Below are 19,453 nucleotides of genomic sequence, written 5' to 3'. Positions count from 1 at the left end.
CATATAGAAAGGATACTAACCTGCATCCACCAACTGCTCTTCCACAACTTCCTTGATGTTATCGTTTGAGTTACGGTCCACCAGTTTATTGTATGGGTCAATGCCCACAAATGCTGGTTTACCGTCCACGATAATTTCAATGGTCTTGGTGTCTGCGGTAATACGTTGCTTCTGAAGGTAAAGCACATTTTCAGCACCAAAACCTTCATCATCAGGGCGTGCAGTGAAGACACCAATATCAACAAGATCGTTCAGTGTAAGGTCTGTTTCGTTACCTACATTATCAGCTTCAAATTTCGCTGCATCAACAGTCATAACAACCTTATACTTACCGTCTTCCATCGGAGTAACCGTCACACCATCAGCCTTCAAATCAAAGAGAGTAATTCTCTCAAACAGATCTTCAATCAGCTGCTCATGTTCTGGCCCTGCTTCTTCCTTGAGAATACGGAGCAGATCAAGCGTTGTCGCATAAGGCTCACCGCTGAAACCACGCTCTTCGATCAAACGTGATAGTGCACGGTTTACCACCTCTTCACCGAGATAATCCTTAAGAGCATACATAACCACTGAACCCTTGCGGTAATGGATATACTGCTGGTTTTCAACACGGTATAGCGGCAATTCACCTTCAGGATCGCTGGAACGACCACGAAGATAACGATCAAGCTCATACTTCAGGAATTTACGCATCTGGTGAGGACCATATTTCTGTTCCATCACCAACATTGCACCATACTGCGCCAGTGTTTCCACAAGTACCGTACCACCCTGTGTATTGGCAGACATCACCTGATGCGCCCACCACTGGTGTGCCACTTCGTGTGCTGTCACATAATACGCAAGATCAATCGCATTCGGGTCAGACAAATCAGCAATAAAGCCGATACCTTCTGAATACGGTACTGTATTCGGGAATGCCTGAGCAAATGAGCGGTATGCCGGGAATTCCAGAATACGAAGCTGCTTATGCTGATACGGGCTGAAAGCTTTACTGAAATAGCGAATGCTATCTTTCACACTTTCAATCATGCGGTTCACATTATAGGTGTGAGGTGCATGGTGATACACTTCGATATCAACACCGTCTACTTCATCCCTTACAACTGTATAATCAGCTGAGAGATAGCTGTAGAAATTCAGGATCGGCGCATCCATCGTATAGTGGAAATAACGGCGATCACCTTCTGCCCACTCCTTTTGAAGATAACCAGGTGCCACAGCGATCTGGTCAGCAACCGTTGAAACAGTTGTTTCAAATGTCACAAAATCAGAATCGCTGGAGATATAGTTAGTGCTATACTGGCTTTCATCTTCAAGCTTTGGCGTACGCGGTAATGGTTCAAGCCCCCGCTTGCGGCGGGTATTACGGTCTTGAATCATCAAACCACGGCTGAAGCCAATTGTTGGTGTAATGTTACCATTGTTGATGAAAGTACCATTACGAACCAACGTTACATCCGCACCTGAATGGCGGAATCCACGCTGCTGGATGATGGTTTCGAAAGCAAGCTTCCGCTCTTCACCCGGCTGGATAGGTTCATCCATCTTGAAGATATAATAACCATAATCTTCGTCGATGCTTTCAATAGAACCACCTTCAAGCTCTACCATCGGAATTTCATCCAAGCCGTTCGGGAACACCATATGAACTGTGTTGATAACTTCACCAGTTTTGTTCTTCAGAACCTGCTTACCACGTGTTTCCACCCGGCGCTTGTACGGGTAAAGATCCACATCGATTTTCACATCGACAATACGCGGCATTGGAAGATCTTCATACTGACGGTACTTTTCCTCATATGCTGCGCGTAGCTCTTCAATATCATCACCAGTCAGGTAATCATTAAGAACATTGGTATTATAGTAAATATAATTACCCGATGCCGCAAAACCGATAAGAGCCAAGATTGCCACAACCGCTGGCACAGGTTTTTTGAAACCGCGAAGTGCACGAAGGCGTAGTTTGATCGGCTGCAATGTACCCCGGTTCCAAAGCATATAACTAAGCATGATCAGAATAACCGAGAAGAACGACCAATACAGATTGATCCAGTTATCACCGCTCAGGAAGCGACCATTACCATTCATATCCGACATTGGTGCAGTTATGCCTGAACCGAACAGGTAAAGTGGATGTTCGAAACCCATGCTGGACAGGATAAGTGTACTGATGAAATAGAGCATCATCAGCATCATACCAACAAAACGGTTTTTCGCGATTACCTGCAAGAATGATGATAGAACAGCAATCAAAACAAACCCAAGAAGAGCTCGGTAAATACCGCGTTGCATGTAAAGGCTCAGGTCAATCTCACCGTAACCAGAAAGAATCTGTACTCCAATCGCAAGAACAACCCCAACTGATAGGATAATCGCCAACACCACAGCAAGGGACACCAGCTTACTGGCAACGAAAATATTGCTCGGAATTGGTGATGCATCAACGATTTCATGCACGCCGGAATGACGTTCACGCCAGATGATATCTGCGCTATAGAAGATCAATACAATGATTAAACCAACGCCCAAACCACCTTGTACGGCATTAATCATCAACCGTGTTACCGGCAGCGCATCGAGACCATACCCAACATTTCTGTTAATGAGTGCTGAGATCATCATGAATAAGCTAAAGCCAATGATAATCATAAACGGTAAGCTTTTTACCACTGACCCAACTTCAAACTTGGTCCGCATCATAAACTGCGAGAAATAGGTAGACCTTGTCCATGCAGGTGTCAGCCTAGGCGCTGTAGCAACCTTCGGCTGATCCTGCTTTTTAGCCTTCTTTTCTTTAGGCAGTTTTGCAGGCTTGCGGAAGCTGAACGTGCCATAAGCAAGTGCAACAAGACCACCACTTACGGCAAACCAAATTAAACGGTTCGTAAGGATCAAACCTTCATATGTTAACAGCAAGGTATTACGCTCAACCGCTGTCCAGTAACGCGTTACCTCTTGCATACCTCGGATCAGGAACGGATCAACAATCGCCATAATTTCCCGCATCTCAGGCTCACGGAAAAATCTTGCGCTAATGAAATAGAGGATCAACACACCCATCGCGATCAGGTACGTTCCCATCAAACTACGCGTCATTACCGCAATAGCGAAAAACAGTGATCCCATCACAAGAAGAGTAGGGCCCGTTAACGCAAAAAACGTATATGCATAATTCCCGAAGCTGAATGGTAATACTGTTTCTGGATCAAGTGTTGGCCACGCACTACCAATCGCCATACCGATAGGTGTGCCAGACATAGCCACAAACATCGCAAGAAACGCACCGATAAAACGGCCAAAGAGATAAGCTTCTTTGGTAATCGGCGTAGAAAACAAAATGCCGTCCATCTTGTTTTCACTGTCTTTCAATACGGCATTTGCCATAAAGGCAGGGGCTACAAATACTGAAAACAAGTTCAGGATCAAATTGATCTGGGCGATAGCGAAAGGTGAATTCACCTTTACATTACCACCGGCACCAATCTGAACATTATCGCTAAATACCATCGCCATAAACGGCAACAGGAAGAAGATTGCAAAGGTCACAATCGTCTGAGGTGATTTGAACATATAGCGAAATTCATTCGCTGCTATTCGCAACAACATGGAAACTCTCCCTAAATGCTCAATTTATGCTGCAGCAGATGCTGGTGTGGCACCAGCATTACCGTTACGGCTTTCATAAAGCTTGGAGAAGTAAACATCCTCAAGGTCGGCCTCAACTTGGTCAAACCCACCAGTTGGTTCACCTTCAGAAAGTACACGGATAACCGTATCACCAGCCACAAGGCGGCTTGAGATAACTGCATGGCTTTTTTTAAAGGCATCCACTTCAGTGCGCTTGATTGCTTTCTTCCAGATTTTGCCATTAAGGCCTGCGATCAAGTCACCTGGCTTACCGCCCGCTACAATCGTACCGCTGTTGATAATCACCATATTCGGGCAAAGATCAGCAACATCTTCCACAATATGTGTGGAAAGAATAACCACAACATTTTCACCAATTTCTGCAAGAAGGTTGTGGAAACGGTTACGTTCTTCAGGATCAAGGCCTGCTGTTGGCTCATCCACAATAATCAATTGAGGATCACCGATCAGCGCCTGAGCAATACCAAAGCGCTGGCGCATACCACCTGAATAAGTGCTGAGGTTTTTCTTACGAGCCGCAAAAAGGTTAGTCTGGTTCAATAGACCTTCCACCACTTCCTTACGTTCTTTTTTATTCGTGATACCCTTAAGCACCGCCATATGATCAAGCATGTCATAAGCAGATGTACGTGGATACACACCAAAATCTTGCGGCAGATAACCAAGAACACGGCGAAGTGCATCAGGTTCTTTGAGCACATCCACACCACCAAATGTAATGCTGCCTTCTGTTGGCTGCTGAAGGGTGGAAATTGTGCGCATTAAGCTAGATTTACCAGCGCCATTTGGCCCCAACAGACCAAACATTCCCTTAGGAACTTCCAGATTCAAGTTATTAAGAGCCTTCACACCATTTGGATAGGTGTGGCTCAAATTTTTAATCGACAGCATTTTGTATCCTCTCTGTACTGTGCCCGGGCCGCGGCTGGTTTTCCAGCATACTCTTTACTTATTCTTGGCCATCCTACTGCTATAGCAGTCTATTGTTTTTCAAAAACCTTACAACCAAAGTTGCAATTAAAATACCTTATCGTAAAACAATAATAATTTGTCAATTCACAAAAAAAGGCCACTTCCCGGAGAGTGGATCGGAAAGTGGCCTTAAGTGGCAGAATCTTTAATTCAGGTGGCGACTATTCGTCATCACCACCAAATGTGATGCCCTGCGCAAGAGGCAATTCTTTTGAGTAATTGAGTGTGCTTGTCATACGGCGCATGTACGCTTTCCAAGCATCGGAACCACTTTCACGGCCGCCGCCAGTCTCTTTTTCACCGCCGAATGCACCGCCGATTTCAGCACCGGATGTACCGATGTTTACGTTAGCGATACCGCAATCACTACCGCTTTCAGATGTGAAGATTTCTGCTTCAAGAATATCACGTGTAAAGATCGCTGAAGAAAGGCCCTGCGGCACATCATTCTGGCGTGCAATTGCTTCTTCAAGATCCGTGTATTTGAACACATAAAGGATTGGTGCAAATGTTTCTTCCTGCACGTTATCTACGTTACCTGTCATCTCAACAATGGCTGGATTTACATAGTATGCATTCGGGTATTCGCTTGCGAGCGCACGGCCACCGCCAGTGATCTCACCACCATTTTTCTGGGCAAGCTCAAGCGCTGCTTCAAAAGCGTTAAATGACTGTTCATCAATCAGCGGGCCAACCAGTGTTTTATCATCAAGCGGGCTACCAATAGACAGGCCTTCGTAGCCTTTCTTCAGGCGTGGCACCAGTTCGTCATACACATCTTCATGCACGAAGATACGGCGTGTTGATGTACAGCGCTGGCCGCATGTACCAACTGCTCCAAACAGAATGCCTTGATAAGCAAGGTTCAGGTCAGCTGACGGTGCCACGATAATTGCATTGTTACCACCAAGCTCAAGAATGCTGCGGCCAAAACGTGCAGCCACTTTAGGGCCAACGATACGACCCATCGCACAGCTACCTGTCGCAGAGATAACAGGTACGCGCTTATCATTTACAAGCACTTCACCAATTTCTCGCTCACCAACAAGAACCTGAGAAAGGCCTTCAGGCGCATCATCGCCAAAACGCTTCACAGCTTCATCAAACAGTTTTTGACATGCGATAGCTGTTACTGGTGTTTTCTCAGACGGTTTCCAGATTGTGCTATCACCACATACAAGTGCAAGGGCAGCATTCCACGCCCAAACAGCTACAGGGAAGTTGAACGCACTGATGATACCAACAGGACCAATTGGCTGCCAATATTCACGCATCTTGTGACCTGGGCGTTCAGATGCGATTGTAAGACCATAAAGCTGGCGGCTAAGGCCAACTGCAAAGTCACAGATATCAATCATTTCCTGAACTTCACCAAGTCCTTCTTGGTAAATTTTACCACATTCAAGGCTTACGAGCGCACCAAGTGCTTCTTTCTTCTCACGAAGAATTTCACCAAGCAGGCGAACAAGTTCACCGCGGCGTGGGCCCGGTACATTGCGCCATTCTTTGAACGCAGCTTTTGATTTCGCGATAATCGCATCTGCTTCAGCTTCTGTGTGTGTTTTCACACTTGCGATTTCAGCACCATCGATTGGGCTTTCAACTTTCAAACTACCTGTTTTCAGGTCTGCGTCCGTAAGGCCCAGATCAGCATAAATCTGTTCGATGTTCATCATCTTTCCCTTAAATTAAGTGTTTATTCTTCTTAAATTTCAATGCCCTGAGCGATGGTTTTAATACCGCTCTCAGCCAGTCCCTCTAACCAAAGTTTTGCATGCGCTACATTCTCTGTCGCGGCATGTACACCCGGTTCAAATTCATCTCTTAATACGGCTTTCACCGCCTCAGCTACAGTGAGTGAAACTGTACGTGCCATCGCGGTATTTAACCCACTACCCACTTCATCAAGTGCGAGCGAAGCTTGCCACTCACTGCCTGTTTCATCTTTCACTTTCAGGCCAACATAAAGCACGACCCGATCTTCTTCACCATCAGAATATGTGTGCTCATTCCATAGTTTTTCTGAAAGCGCTTTAAGATCTTCCTCAGAAGCGTGTTCCACTTGCGTGAAAATATCAGCCCAGGCTTTTTTCCAACCACCCATCCGCAGAGTGCCTCGCACAAAGGTATGAAGCCCCGGTTCTTTATCAAGGCCATATTCCTTGATGTAAGGCATGCTGTTGCGGTTTGGATAAACCTCAAATACTTCACCCAAGATATCAAGCTCACTCACCGCTTCCCAAGCACGGGAAATATCTTTGGTTTTTCCTTCATAGATGTAGCGGGCGGAATTCTTAAGTGCAGTCAGAACACCAAGTGGCGTCCATGAAAACTTATAAGTAAATTCTGTCGCTTCCGCTGGAATACCGCCACAATGAGAAACAAATTCCACATGATGACCGCGGCCAAGTACATCTGCTTCCTTCGCTGCATCCACAAGAACATGCGCAAAAAGATGATCAATTCCAGGATCAAGCCCAGCTTCGTTCACAAGTGCAACGCCAGCTTTTTTTGCCTTTTCTTCCAGAAGTACCATCTCACTTGAAAGATAGCTGGATGTAACAAGGTTCGCTTCTTTTGCCAGCGCGATCTCAGCCACTCTTACATGCAGGAACGCTGGCAACATGGAAACCACCACATCGCCTTTATGGAGGTGATTGGTGAAATTCAAAACTGATGCATCATCATTAAGATCAAGTTTGGCGACAGATAATTCACCCCCAGTAACACTAGCCTTCAGGTGTTCAGCCCGCGTGGTATCCATATCCCAAACGGTAAGTTTCTCCAGCTTTCCAGCCAAAGACACAATACCAGGTGCAGACGCAAGACCAGCGCCAATCCAGTGTACAGCTTTTGTCATACTCAAAACTCCTTAGCCCGATTTAAGACGCAATCTTGATTGCAGCATGCATCTGTTCACACGCTGCATCAAATGAAGCTTTCGAAGCAGCCCAAACAGGATCAGCTTCCGGCTTACCAAGTGTCTTCAAATAAGGAAGGAGAAGGCCTGCAAACTCATCACTTGCTTCTTTCGGGAGAAGCGACGGCAAATTATCAATAGCAATCAGGTCAAGAGACGCAGAACCGTTTTCTACAGTTACAAACGGGACATCCCAAGGGGTTGGCGCTTCATAAAGCGGTAGTGGATTAAATTCGCTAAACGGATCACATGATACATCCGAAATAACCTGAAGCTTCATACCCTCAACAAGATCTTCTTTACGCAGAAATGGTGGGATCATATCCGCCACAAAAGAACAGTTCACTAATATATCATGCTCAAGAAGGACTGAGCGATCCAGATCAGCAGTTTCCTTACGGCCCCATTTTGTAACTGCAATACCGTGACGCTCTAAGATTTCAGCAGCACCTTTACCGCTACGGCCAGCTGCGCCAATAACAAGCGCTTTTGGTGCTTCACCTTCTGTTTTCAGATTACGGATGATTCCATCAAGTGTATCAGCACAATTAAACGGCTGAAGCTCTTTAGCAATCGTAGAAGAACGCCTGGCTTTTCGGTCATACCACTGCATCAAGGCAAGAGCAGCGCCCATGTAGCCAGCCCAATAACCAAATGCCACAACACGGCGGGCATTTGCATCTACCATATATTCGATATCAAGAAGGTTTCCACCGCCTACTTCAAAACGTGTTAGCAAATCCTGCCAGCCAGCCTGTTCTTTGAAGGCGTGTGCAAAATACACATGGGTATTTCTAAGCGCACAAGGCTGGCTTGGAAGCTCCTTCAAGCCCAAAATAGTAGCGGACCGAGGTGCGCGCTGCCAGCTGCCAGCTTTAACAAGCTCGCAGCCTGCTTCAGCATAGGCTTCATTCGAGAAAATCCGTTTTTCAGATTCTTCAACAACAACTTTCACCCCGGCATCAACCAGTTCTTTTGCTCCCTCAGGCAAAAGCGGTGTCCGGCGCTCAGTTGAACGAAACTCTTCCCGCAACCACAGCTCAAACTCTGACATAATCCACCCACTTCGATTATTTTATACTTTAATCAAGTGTACGAAGCATATTGTCGGCTCTAAATAGGCATATTGAAGGATATTTCCGTTAAATCGGTTTTTATCTAAAGTTTCTTCCGGCAATTTGATTCCGCCTAAATAGCTTTTCCCTTACGATAAAAATGAAAAAGGCTACACAATATGCAGCCTTAAAATCATTCTATAATATATGGTTAGCTTACGAAAAATGAGTATTCCCTAGTTGCAACACAGATGCGTTTTCCTTAAAGGCTGCTGCGAGCTTTTTAACGGAATTCGGTGTATAGAGATCATAATATCGCTGGTTTTTTGGGCCAACTGCGTGCTCTGCGCTGAAACTACCACCAAACTTCTCAACCGTAATGCTATAAACCCAATCCCGAAGTTCACGTTCAAACTCCACAGACGTAAGGTAGGTATCGTCCTTCGGGACAACCAAATTGAAGTGCAAGCCCCCATCCCCTATATGGCCAAAATCGCAGATTTTCACATCCGGGAACTTTTCTGGAAGCGCCTTTGCCATATAAGCCGTAAACGCCATTACATCACCGCGCCTGAAAGAAACATCAAAAGCAATAAGTTGCCCTAGATTTTTCACACCTTCTGAAAGCGCATGGCGGATAGCCCACATGTTATCACTGCGTCCCATAAAGGCATCTGCGAGAGGCGCGTGATCCTTCTCCCAAATACTGGCTAATGCGTTTTCCAACATGTCGTCCAGAGGTAATTCACCTTCTATAAGCTCCCAATCACGAGAGACTTCTGCCAAGATGACATATTCGGGAACCTTTCCGCCGGGGAATGGATTTGAGAGCGAAGGCACATGATCAAAGGCTGCTTCAACGGCATTTTTAGACATACCTTCAAAGGCGGTGAAAGACGAACCAAACAAACGCTCCATGTTCACAAGTAAGCTATTCACAGCCTCAAACCCTGTCGGTACAAGCAATACAGATGAGGATTGTTTCGGTTTTGAAACAACATTCAAAACACATTCAGTTATCACACCAAACACACCACTTGTGCCCACGAACATCTGCTTCCAGTCTGGCCCGGTGTTATTCTTACGAATAGGATTTGTGAAATCGAGTATCGTTCCTTCAGCATCTGCGAGTACTATTTTGAGCCCCAGCAAATTCTGTCGAATATCACCATACCGCACGAAACGTGTACCGCCGGTGTTAGTCGCAACCATTCCGCCGATACAGGGATCAGCGCCCAAATCAATAGGAAAGAACATTCCGTCTTTCTCAAGCACATCATTAAGGGCTGAAAGTTTGACCCCTGCACCCACATGGATACTGCGATTGTAAACATCCAGATCAGCAATCTGGTTCATTCGGTCCAAGCTTAAAACAGCCTGTGCGCCTGTGCCGTCTGGCGTTGAGGCAGAAACCAGCCCAGTATTACCAGACTGAGGCACAAGGCAAATTTCTTCCGCCACACAGTAAGCAAGCAGCTTTGATACCTGTTCTGTATTTTGTGGGCGAGCAACAAAAAGTGCTGCACCATTATCATAACGAGCACCATTTTCGTAGGCAGCCTTATCCGCTCTATTTTCAACAAAACCAGTATCGCCCAGAATACCAATCAGCGCTTCTTTTTGCTCTGCTTTCAGCATCATTATGCTGCTCGTCCTTTCAAGCCAAGTCCAGCAAAACAAGCTGCAATCGAAGTTTCTTCCATTGACGCATAAAGTTCAAACTCATCCAAGACCTTCGCGCCTAACGCATTTTCAAACAACGCTTTATTCGGTACTTCGACAAAGTCCTGGGCCGCTTCATCACCGAGGTTAGATTGGAAAATACCCGCTGCACTTACAGGCAGGAAATCTTCATAAATCACTGGCGCAAACTCAACGAGACCATCAGCAATAAGATCTTCCAGAGGCACAGCTGTGTTTAGCTGCACTCCTTCCGCCTTCGCAGTTAGGCTATATAAAAAATATGCGAGTTTTTCACGGCGGAGTTCATCCCATGTATCAGGGAAATCAGCGAAGGTCTTTTCCAGGTTTTCTATATATACGCCAGCATTTTCACCACTTGCATCCGGTGTAATTTCTGCGCGCGCTTTAAGAAGAAGCTCATCATATAAAGCCCGGCCTGCTGGTGTTAACGCACAGCCACGCTGTTCAATTTCACCGAACCGTGCGGTATGGGAACCTGTTTTAAAGCTACCATCCTCTTCCTGATAATTCACTTGTTCATTCAGTGCTTTAAATGATGTTTGGCGCAGCAGGATCGGACATTTGCGCGATGGCGGCCCTTCAACAACTGCTTTGGGGGAGATATTCTTTTTCGGCATATCCGCCTGCACTTTATCGATATCAAGCGTACAAGGAGTTAGGTGGTTAATATGCGGACCTTTGAAAGAAACTACATCTGCAACTAATCGGTGTGCACTATGTAGGCGCTCATAAAGTTCTTCGCTTACAGCAGCTTCACTATGCCAACGGAATGTCTCAAGAACCTCCGCAACAAAAGCTTTCGCATCTTCAGCACATAGCCCCCCTTCATTTTCTGCTTTTTCTACGAGTGCATATGCGCCGTCCGTAAAAATATCTCGTTTTTCAAGAACAGCCGCGGCAGCGGAGCGAAGGCCTTCATCCTTAATCATATCAAGGCGTAAAAGTGATGTGAAAATACGGAAAGGATTCTTTTCGAGCTCAATTTTATCAACTGGACGAAATGCTGTGGAGTGTACAGGAATACCCGCGACACTCAGGTCATAATAGCTTACCGGCAACATCCCCATAATCGCAAACACACGGCGCATCATAGACAGCTCTTCCGGCTTCCCAAGACGAATGGCCCCATGGCGTTCATCCTGAAGGCGTTCAAGACCACCAGACAGCCTGAGGGACTGTTTTAGCCCAGCGTTCCCCTTCAGGGTTTCCCTGTTAATTTCCTCCACCAAATCGACAAGTGTGCCGTATGCCGGCACTTCAGTGCGGTACATTTCAGACATTGCAGCTGTGAAAGATGCTCTAATTTCATGAGCAGGAACAAAGGCTTGTTGTTTCATGACGGAACCTCGAACTAAACAATAGAAACACCCCTAATGGGTTTGCGAGGAATTTAGGGAGCAGTTTCATAAGAAGAAATAAGAATATTGTACAAATTACAAACTATTGATTGACATATTAACGGCACACCCGGCATTTTAACGACATGGACACTACAGATGAAAAATTGCTGGAACTACTGACAATTGATGGGCGCGAATCCACCTCATCCCTTGCCAGAAAGTTGGGGCTTTCGCGCTCCACTGTACAAGACCGGATCAACCGTTTGATGGACCGGAAAATCATTTCCGGCTTCACGGTACGGCACCACCCTGATTATGCGCAGAAGCTTATTTCCGCCCATGTGCTTTTATCAATAGATCAAAAATATGCGCAGCAAGCCATCGGCCTGATGAAAACCCATCAGGCGATAAAAAAGCTTTATGTGGTAAGCGGCAGTTATGATCTAATCGCTATTATCAAAGCACCATCACTGGAAGAAATTGACCAGACTCTTGATTTTATCTGCGCCATTAACGGCGTGAATAAAACTACGACCTCGCTGGTGCTATCCGCGAAGAAAGAAACCTGAGGCGTTATGCGGCAAGGCTGATAACCGGAGCCGCCTCTTCATCACATTCAAAGTAAAGAATGCTGGTACGGCGCTTGAACATGGATTTCATGAACATGGTATGCCAATTGCGCCCACCACTTAATTCAATTTCCACCTTAGTACGCCCGCTGAAATCCTGGTTGGTCTCCAAACTAGAAGGCCACAGGTTCGAGGTCCGCATGCTATCAAGCAACAGATTCAGATCTTCCGCACACTTTTCAGTGACAAATGTATAACGAAACCGATCTTTGCTAACCATAACCATTGTGCGTGTCCTTAACTCAGCGTTCAAATTGGATTGGATAGCCATTTTATAACGCCTAAATGCATATTTTACTTCCCTAATGTCGTGGTATTTTTTATTGTTTCAGGACACTTTCCCAATATTTATAGGAAATAGGGACGTTTATGCTTAATGCGATAGATTTCAAAATCCTAGAAGAACTACAGCAAGACTGCATGATTTCGCTCAGTGCGCTTGCAGAGAAAATAGGATCATCCAAATCCGTATGTGGCAGGCGTATCCAACATATGGTGGATGAGGGGTATATCCGCGATAGAGTTGCAATCGTTGATCAGGAGAAAATCGGGCTTGGGATTACCGTTTTTGCACATGTGAAAATGAACAAGCATGACAGCAGTTCACTGGAAAGCTTTGCGGATTACGCTTACCAATACCCTCAGGTTCTTGAATGCCATACCATGATGGGAGATTATGATTTTCTCCTCAAGATCGTGGTGCCCTCAGTGGCTGATTATAAGGAGTTCTTTTGGGAGAGTCTTTCAAAGGCCAAAGGCGTTCGGGAAATCAACTCAAACATCTGTCTGGTCAACAATATGTCGTCCACCGCGCTGCCGCTCACCTATGTTGCGCCTGAAGCATAATTACCTGTCGTCAAAAATGAAAAACGGCTTTAAACGGTTGAAAAATACCAAACAAAGAAATACAAATTATAAGAGCATAAAGAAATTTATTGATTAATACTTAAGAATTTAAAGAAGCAACATTTCATCGGGTACAGCATAATGTTTGATGAAGAACATCTTACAAAAATTCTATCGTTTTTAAAAGAAATCGACATTTCCGTAATTCATAAAACACTGCCAGAAGATACCTTCCTACCCGGCATCCAGATACAGTACAGCAAACTAGCCATTGATAAGAGAAAACTGCTTTATGCCGGGGACATTCTACATGAAGCTGGCCATATCGCCTGCATGCCACCTACGAGACGAGCAGAGGCTTTTGCCGATGCTGGTGACGATATGGGTGAAGAAATAGCCAGCCAAGCCTGGTCATATGCCGCAGCGGTGGCATGCGATATTCCTCCTGAAGTTGTCTTTCATAAAAAGGGGTATAAAGGAAGCGCAGAAACACTCTGTCATCACTATAAAACAGGGGGAATGAATGGTGTAGCTCTACTCCAATGGTTTGACATGACCAAGCAACAAGATCACACACAACCTGATGTACACGACCCTGCCTGTTTCCCTACGATGCGTAGATGGCTACGCCCCATGGATGATCCAACCAAACTCTAGAGGAGCCAACCCTATAAGGCCTTCCACATTACTTTGGCCCCTTCTTGAATATTTCTCTACATTATTCATCGCGAGACAGTCTTACTTGCATCTGCAGTAAGCCATTTTCTTCAGAAGCTACATCAAAACCTAGCCTTTTATATAACCTTATGGCTGGCCGGCCTTTTTCTACAGTCAATGAGACCATCTTCTTTTGCTTCTGCGCTTTTTTCAACAATCTACATAACACTCTTGAACCTACCCCTTTACCCCGCTCACCCTCACTAATAGCGATATCGATGATATGTACGCGGTCACTGGTTTCATGAGTATAGAGTCGGCCAATTGGTTTACCATCGCTTTCTAAAATCTGGAATTTAGGCGCCGGCTCTGTGAACATTGCCTGATAGGAAAAGCGTTGAGTATGAAATTGCTGGTGTATAAGCATTTCCTTCTGTGAAGGAGCCAATGGCATTGGTCCGAAAATATGGGCGCGAGCCTCTATAAACAGCTGAAGAAGAAAGCTTTCGTCTTTGAGAAAGTTTTCTGTTCTAAGATTGAAACACATCTAAAATCTCATGTCTTCCTTACCCAAAAAAGTGAGAGGCCCACAGGCCACTCACAAAATCTGATTACTTAGCTTCTAGGAGGATAAATGCCGTCATAGTTGATTATGAAGCTACATGTCTGGAATGGTTGATAAGCATCAAAATACTGTGTATTTTGTACACCATTCTGCGCTCTGGCAACACTAACAGCAGCTGGGTTTAAAGGCGTTAAAGCATTTTCATCATATACCGCATACATATCCTTTGCCCGTGCCGGAGGTGGACCAACCCCTCTATAAGCCTTTGCAGGCAAGCTTTCAGTTGTAGGGGCTTTTTGGTCAGCATCATTAACTGAAGCATAAACCGAGTGAGTATGCTTCGGCATACTTAAGGCCGTAACCGCTCGTTCAGGGTAACCTGTCCTCTCTCCAAGATAGTAAGGATCAAGGCCCGGGCCTTGGCTATTCCCCCAATGGATAGGAACACGCCCTCGAAGGTCAGGAAGTGCAAAATCTACCCGCCCATTGCCGCCATAAGTTGTGCCAATTATCGAAAAAAGCGTCGTAAATTGGCTTATATCCAGATACTGTCCCGCACAAAAAAACCACCCTCGAGGAGCAAAATTTCCACTAAACATGCGGATTTCACCAATGAATGGATCTGCCATATTATCTCTCCCTAACTGCGTGGTGGATATGCGCCCTTAAGGGCGATAATATAATTAATCACCTGAACAGGCGCTTTGTTTTCGACGGGTCTAGAGCCTCCCGAGGGTGCTAATGTATGCTCATCAAGCTCAGCGACATTAGTCAGGCTATTCTCATAAACACGAAAATTTGGGTCCATTTCAGAAGCGGGGCCAAAAAAGCCATTCGTTGCCCCCCCTTGACCCATCTGAAGACTTCCGGCTTCAATTTCATGGTTATGGGCAGGCATATTGCTGATTTCAAGAACAGTTCGGTCTTCACCCTTTTTCAGGCCGAGTGGATAGTTTTCCAACCCTGGCCCTTGACCATAATGAATCGGGCCACGACCACGCATATCAGGCACAGCAAAGGTTGTTCTACCATTCCCACCATATGTAGTCCCAAGTAATGAAAACAAAGCATCAAACTCATTAATAGCGAGTATCTGCCCGTTACAAAACGCCCAATTTTTTGGAACATAGATACCTCCAAACAAGCGAATTTCCCCAAGGTATGGTTCTGCCATTTCACCTCTCCCTAACTGCGTGGTGGATAGATGCCCTTCAGCGCAATGCAGAAATTCAGGGCGGTTACGGGTTGAATATTATTGAACGGAACAGGAGATATATTGCCTGTATTTGCTACCATACCCGGGTGCATATGGGTATCCGAGGTACCTGCAAAGGGAACTTCTGTATCGGAAGCAGTTATCTCAATTTCAGACGCAATCATGTTGCCCTCGGGTTCATTTTCATCCCCCGCTTTTCTCTGCACATACATGTCGTGGTTGTGCACCGGCACTTGTGAAAGAGTATGCGTTTCCACACCTCCTTTTGCACCGTGAGGGAAAGCGGCCCAACCGGGGTTTCCCCAATTAAACGGTACCCTGCCTCGATAATCCGGCAAGGCAAACGTGGTCGTGCCATTCCCGCCATACTTAGTACCAACTAGCGAGTAAAGAGCTGTATTATCTGAAATTTCTAATATTTGGCCATCGCATTGCGCCCAATCCTCTGGCGCAAAATTGAAGGGGAAGAGGCGAATTTCCCCGATAAATGGTTCTGCCATGAAAATTCTCCAAGAAAGCATTCACAACACGCCAAACAGCGTGTTTTAAAATATAGAAGCACTACTGGAAACAAGGGTGGTACACTCTCGATACACAATTATACCGATTACCAAACATCTTTATGATGCATTTTATTAATTCCGACAAGCAATTATTTCGGCAGAAAAAAATCCTCTAAATGTTTTTCCATTTCAGCCGCAGCGTCCATGATCAAGGATTAAATTCCATACAAAATCCCATAATCTCGAGGCCTCACATTAATTTGAGTTTAATGTTAATTAGCTCTTTCAATACCGCTCATTTGAGCATAATATGAAAATAGTTCATGTGATGGGGGAACTTGGATTAGAAGTACACAGTGTGCGAGATATTTTAACTTCGCTACTTAACTTGCATTTTATTTTGCAACCTTATTCTCTGTAAAACCCTATCTTTGAAAAACCCATATACCTCGGGGTATATCAATAAACATGCTGATGTATGGATAGGAATATTTGTGTCGGATCACTTAGATAAATCGATACATCTGATTGCAGGATTGCCCAGATCAGGCTCCACACTGCTTTCAGCTTTATTACGTCAAAACCCGAACTTTCACGCTTCAATGTCGAGCGCATTGGCGCCTCTTATTTCTTCGAACTTAGCCCTTATGGGCACTGGCACAGAAGTCTCTCTTCTACTCGGTGAAGAACAACGCCCTGCAATTTTAAAATCTGTTATCAAAACTTTCTGCGAAACTACCACTGACCGAGAAGTGTTCTTTGACACCAACCGAACCTGGACAGCTCGCATGCCCTTGATCGCAGATATATTTCCGCGCGCTAAAGTAATAGCCTGCGTACGAGATGTGCCTTGGGTGCTAGATAGCCTTGAAAGAGTTTTCCGTAAGAACCCCTATGAAAACACCAAGATGTTTGCCAACGATGCCGAACGGGCCACGGTCTATAGTCGAACAGAAGCGTTATCTCAGCATAACAGGCTTGTTGGTCATGCTTGGACGGCCCTTAAGGAAGCCTATTACGGAGAACAAGCCGAACGTTTGCTCGTAGTAGATTATGAGCTGTTGACCAAAGCGCCGGAACAAACTTTACGGCTCATTTACAACTTTGTTGGTGAAGAATGGTTTGAAGGTCATAATTTTGAAGACGTACAATTTGATGCACCTCAGTTCGATCAGGCGCTCGGTATGGAAGGCTTACATACTGTTCAGCCAAAAGTTGAATTCAAACCACGCCGCACCATTTTGCCGCCAGATGTTTTTAAAAAATATGAAGGCATGAGTTTTTGGCGCGAACCAGCAGGCAGCGCAGCAAATGTTATAAGCGCAAAAACCAACGCTAATGACGCCATTCCCTTGAAACAACAAGTCGATACTGGCTGAACCACTAGCAAATCTGAGTTTTAGTTCATTTTATAATTGTTGATAGATTTAATTCCACGAGGACACGATGCCTGATACCTCTATTTTCAACCGTAACAATAACGGCCTAGATCAAACTACGAACCCACTCATCTCTGAAACTACAGAGCTTGAAATTCACAATACGGGTAAAACAGTTGTGGTTATCGATACCACGGTTGATGGTTGGGAAGACCTCGCAGCAAATATTGCACCTGAAGCAGAAGCTATTCTGGTAGATAGTGCAGATGCTCTGGCAGACGCTTTATCTGCCTTTGAAAATATCACGTCACTTCAGATTGTTTCCCACGGTGGTTCTGGAACAATCTTATTAGGCGATGACGTCATAAATGAAACAACACTTAGTGAGCATACAGACCTTCTATCAAGCATTCGGTCTTCGCTCGGAGAAAATGCAGATCTGCTACTTTATGGCTGCCGCATTGGTGATAGCGGCGAAGGAACAACATTTCTCAACACACTTTCAACACTAACAGGCGCAGATATTGCCGCTTCTGATGATTTAACTGGTTCAGCCACAAATGATGCTGACTGGGATTTGGAAATCAAAGTTGGTGAAGTAGAAACGGAGCTCGCTATTGATAGCGATGCCTTGCAAGATTTCTCGTCGGTACTTGCGGTTCCCGGTACCATCGATTTCTCAACAGCGGGAGTGACAGGTAGCTATGGTGGCGGATCAAACACCATCAACGCCACGGTAACAGACAGCGGTTATACACTTGTTGTTGATGGCAGCGATTTCAGTACAGGTTACTCAGTCGGACGCATATACACCAGCGCAGGAGAAAGTCAGGCTGCTCTCAGTTTTAGTGGTGGTTACACCTTCACTGGAACAAGTATATATGTTTTCAACGTTTCTGGAGCATCCGACACCTTTACCATTACCTCAAATCTTGGCGACACTATTACAACAAGCGCAATTGCCAATTTTACGGGCGTGACAGTTGATCTATCCGGCTTTTCATCAAACATAACCACACTGTATGTTTCTGTTAATGATGGCAGTGGTTACTTTTCGGTTGACAACTTAAACATTAGCGCTATCGGTGCAGCTAACACCGCTCCGGCACTAGGTGGTACGCCAGCGGATGATACCGCGACAGAAGATGTAGCAACAGCGATTGATCTTTCCGCCTATAACATCTCTGATGCAGACGGCGATGACCCGATTACAATAACACTCGCTGTTGATCGCGGTACGCTTGCATCAGTTGATGGAAACGGGACGTTCGACAGTGTGACCATTACAAATTCTGGTACAGCTTCCATGACCCTTCAGGGATCAGCAGCAGCGCTTAATGCCTATCTGAATGATACATCACATATTACCTTCACAACTGCATCCAATGACACAACAACGGCCACTCTTACAGTAACGCCAAATGATGGTACTGAAAATGGCACTGCAGATACGGTGAATATCACCATCAGTGCAGTAAATGATGATCCAACCGCCATAGGTATCCCAAGCGATATTGGCTTCCTTGAAGATACAGCATCTAATGTAAACCTGTCCGCTGTGGATTTCACAGACGTTGACAGTGCTAGCATCACAGTCACCATCACAGCCAGCGAAGGTACGTTCAGCGCCCCTGGTGATGGTGCTGGCGTTGGCGGCGGTGTTGTAGAAACACTTGTAAACTCAACCACTATTACACTGGTTGGTGCACCAGATGATATTGATACCTATCTGGATACGGCATCCAACATTCAGTGGACACCAGCCCTTAATGACAATGGTGGCGATACGTCCACTTTCACCCTCACAGCAAACGATGGAAATGGTTCCGGTGATGTAGCGCTCGGTACGGTTAACGCTGATGTAACAGCGGTAAATGATGACCCTGCTGTTGCAACTCTGCCTGCTGCAGTCACCGTTACAGAAGATACACAAAGCAACATCGATCTAGGCACTACAGTATTAAGTGATATAGACAGCGCCAGCATTACCGTAACACTCACGGCTTCCGCAGGAAC

The 19,453-nt window shown here is 45.4% G+C and carries 17 protein-coding genes; 5 read left to right on the top strand and 12 right to left on the bottom strand.

Annotated features, from left to right (window positions below):
* Positions 1-15: 15 nt before the first annotated feature.
* The 7 genes from MF542_RS17085 to hglS form a co-directional block, all read right to left on the bottom strand.
* Positions 16-3,609 (bottom strand): ABC transporter permease/M1 family aminopeptidase, encoded by a 3,594-nt coding sequence (locus MF542_RS17085; RefSeq protein WP_247021723.1) that lies wholly within the window; start codon positions 3,607-3,609, stop codon positions 16-18.
* Positions 3,610-3,633: 24 nt separating this feature from the next.
* Positions 3,634-4,542, bottom strand: coding sequence for an ABC transporter ATP-binding protein (locus MF542_RS17080; RefSeq protein WP_247021721.1), 909 nt, complete (start codon positions 4,540-4,542; stop codon positions 3,634-3,636).
* Between the two features lie 242 nt (positions 4,543-4,784).
* Complete coding sequence (gene amaB, locus MF542_RS17075) at positions 4,785-6,296, bottom strand: L-piperidine-6-carboxylate dehydrogenase (RefSeq protein WP_247021719.1); 1,512 nt, start codon at positions 6,294-6,296, stop codon at positions 4,785-4,787.
* A gap of 32 nt (positions 6,297-6,328) precedes the next feature.
* The gene (locus tag MF542_RS17070) at positions 6,329-7,483 is read right to left on the bottom strand and encodes a saccharopine dehydrogenase family protein (RefSeq protein ID WP_247021717.1); all 1,155 of its coding nucleotides are present in this window, start codon (positions 7,481-7,483) and stop codon (positions 6,329-6,331) included.
* A gap of 22 nt (positions 7,484-7,505) precedes the next feature.
* Complete coding sequence (locus tag MF542_RS17065) at positions 7,506-8,597, bottom strand: saccharopine dehydrogenase (protein WP_247021715.1); 1,092 nt, start codon at positions 8,595-8,597, stop codon at positions 7,506-7,508.
* 217 nt (positions 8,598-8,814) lie between these two features.
* Positions 8,815-10,236 (bottom strand): FAD-binding oxidoreductase, encoded by a 1,422-nt coding sequence (locus MF542_RS17060; RefSeq protein WP_343265089.1) that lies wholly within the window; start codon positions 10,234-10,236, stop codon positions 8,815-8,817.
* A 2-nt stretch (positions 10,237-10,238) separates the two neighbouring features.
* The gene (hglS, locus tag MF542_RS17055; RefSeq protein ID WP_247021711.1) at positions 10,239-11,639 is read right to left on the bottom strand and encodes a 2-oxoadipate dioxygenase/decarboxylase HglS; all 1,401 of its coding nucleotides are present in this window, start codon (positions 11,637-11,639) and stop codon (positions 10,239-10,241) included.
* A 146-nt stretch (positions 11,640-11,785) separates the two neighbouring features.
* Between hglS and MF542_RS17050 the strand changes: the two genes are divergently transcribed.
* Positions 11,786-12,211: an Lrp/AsnC family transcriptional regulator gene (locus MF542_RS17050; protein WP_247021709.1), complete on the top strand. Its 426-nt coding sequence runs from the start codon at positions 11,786-11,788 to the stop codon at positions 12,209-12,211.
* 4 nt (positions 12,212-12,215) lie between these two features.
* On the opposite strand, the gene MF542_RS17045 is transcribed toward MF542_RS17050, so the two are convergent.
* Positions 12,216-12,497 carry a hypothetical protein gene (locus MF542_RS17045; protein ID WP_247021707.1) on the bottom strand — a complete coding sequence of 94 codons (282 nt, stop codon included), beginning with the start codon at positions 12,495-12,497 and terminating at the stop codon, positions 12,216-12,218.
* 143 nt (positions 12,498-12,640) lie between these two features.
* Here MF542_RS17045 and MF542_RS17040 point away from each other — a divergent pair, with 143 nt between their 5' ends.
* Both MF542_RS17040 and MF542_RS17035 read left to right on the top strand, forming a co-directional pair.
* On the top strand, positions 12,641-13,117 hold the full coding sequence (locus MF542_RS17040; protein ID WP_247021705.1) for an Lrp/AsnC family transcriptional regulator: 477 nt from the start codon (positions 12,641-12,643) through the stop codon (positions 13,115-13,117).
* Between the two features lie 141 nt (positions 13,118-13,258).
* Entirely contained in the window at positions 13,259-13,774 is a 516-nt protein-coding gene (locus MF542_RS17035; RefSeq protein ID WP_247021703.1) for a hypothetical protein, read from the top strand.
* Positions 13,775-13,835: 61 nt separating this feature from the next.
* Here MF542_RS17035 and MF542_RS17030 read toward each other — a convergent pair whose 3' ends face one another.
* The 4 genes from MF542_RS17030 to MF542_RS17015 all read right to left on the bottom strand — a co-directional run bounded on the left by MF542_RS17030 (position 13,836) and on the right by MF542_RS17015 (position 16,055).
* Positions 13,836-14,321: a GNAT family N-acetyltransferase gene (locus MF542_RS17030; RefSeq protein ID WP_247021701.1), complete on the bottom strand. Its 486-nt coding sequence runs from the start codon at positions 14,319-14,321 to the stop codon at positions 13,836-13,838.
* Positions 14,322-14,389: 68 nt separating this feature from the next.
* Complete coding sequence (locus MF542_RS17025) at positions 14,390-14,968, bottom strand: phage tail protein (protein ID WP_247021699.1); 579 nt, start codon at positions 14,966-14,968, stop codon at positions 14,390-14,392.
* 11 nt (positions 14,969-14,979) lie between these two features.
* The gene (locus MF542_RS17020) at positions 14,980-15,513 is read right to left on the bottom strand and encodes a phage tail protein (RefSeq protein ID WP_247021697.1); all 534 of its coding nucleotides are present in this window, start codon (positions 15,511-15,513) and stop codon (positions 14,980-14,982) included.
* Between the two features lie 11 nt (positions 15,514-15,524).
* Entirely contained in the window at positions 15,525-16,055 is a 531-nt protein-coding gene (locus MF542_RS17015; RefSeq protein ID WP_247021695.1) for a phage tail protein, read from the bottom strand.
* Between the two features lie 497 nt (positions 16,056-16,552).
* Between MF542_RS17015 and MF542_RS17010 the strand changes: the two genes are divergently transcribed.
* Together MF542_RS17010 and MF542_RS17005 are read left to right on the top strand one after the other, a co-directional pair.
* Positions 16,553-17,437, top strand: a complete 885-nt coding sequence (locus MF542_RS17010; protein WP_247021693.1) for a sulfotransferase family protein — start codon at positions 16,553-16,555, stop codon at positions 17,435-17,437.
* Between the two features lie 67 nt (positions 17,438-17,504).
* Positions 17,505-19,453, top strand: a 1,949-nt coding sequence (locus MF542_RS17005; RefSeq protein ID WP_247021691.1) for a DUF4347 domain-containing protein, incomplete at its 3' end; no start/stop codon positions are given.

Origin of the sequence: Kordiimonas laminariae (assembly GCF_023008165.1) — a bacterium.
In the GTDB taxonomy this organism is placed as follows: Bacteria; Pseudomonadota; Alphaproteobacteria; order Sphingomonadales; family Kordiimonadaceae; genus Kordiimonas; species Kordiimonas laminariae.
This window is presented reverse-complemented; position numbering and strand designations above follow the sequence as displayed.

Bases quoted from the DNA above. Each gene is read 5' to 3' on its own strand.
- MF542_RS17040 (WP_247021705.1), top strand. From the start codon at position 12,641: ATGCTTAATGCGATAGATTTCAAAATCCTAGAAGAACTACAGCAAGAC.
- MF542_RS17080 (WP_247021721.1), bottom strand. From the start codon at position 4,542: ATGCTGTCGATTAAAAATTTGAGCCACACCTATCCAAATGGTGTGAAG.
- MF542_RS17030 (WP_247021701.1), bottom strand. From the start codon at position 14,321: ATGTGTTTCAATCTTAGAACAGAAAACTTTCTCAAAGACGAAAGCTTT.
- MF542_RS17085 (WP_247021723.1), bottom strand. From the start codon at position 3,609: ATGTTGTTGCGAATAGCAGCGAATGAATTTCGCTATATGTTCAAATCA.
- amaB (WP_247021719.1), bottom strand. From the start codon at position 6,296: ATGAACATCGAACAGATTTATGCTGATCTGGGCCTTACGGACGCAGAC.
- MF542_RS17025 (WP_247021699.1), bottom strand. From the start codon at position 14,968: ATGGCAGATCCATTCATTGGTGAAATCCGCATGTTTAGTGGAAATTTT.
- MF542_RS17070 (WP_247021717.1), bottom strand. From the start codon at position 7,483: ATGACAAAAGCTGTACACTGGATTGGCGCTGGTCTTGCGTCTGCACCT.
- hglS (WP_247021711.1), bottom strand. From the start codon at position 11,639: ATGAAACAACAAGCCTTTGTTCCTGCTCATGAAATTAGAGCATCTTTC.
- MF542_RS17045 (WP_247021707.1), bottom strand. From the start codon at position 12,497: ATGGTTATGGTTAGCAAAGATCGGTTTCGTTATACATTTGTCACTGAA.
- MF542_RS17065 (WP_247021715.1), bottom strand. From the start codon at position 8,597: ATGTCAGAGTTTGAGCTGTGGTTGCGGGAAGAGTTTCGTTCAACTGAG.
- MF542_RS17050 (WP_247021709.1), top strand. From the start codon at position 11,786: ATGGACACTACAGATGAAAAATTGCTGGAACTACTGACAATTGATGGG.
- MF542_RS17060 (WP_343265089.1), bottom strand. From the start codon at position 10,236: ATGCTGAAAGCAGAGCAAAAAGAAGCGCTGATTGGTATTCTGGGCGAT.
- MF542_RS17035 (WP_247021703.1), top strand. From the start codon at position 13,259: ATGTTTGATGAAGAACATCTTACAAAAATTCTATCGTTTTTAAAAGAA.
- MF542_RS17015 (WP_247021695.1), bottom strand. From the start codon at position 16,055: ATGGCAGAACCATTTATCGGGGAAATTCGCCTCTTCCCCTTCAATTTT.
- MF542_RS17020 (WP_247021697.1), bottom strand. From the start codon at position 15,513: ATGGCAGAACCATACCTTGGGGAAATTCGCTTGTTTGGAGGTATCTAT.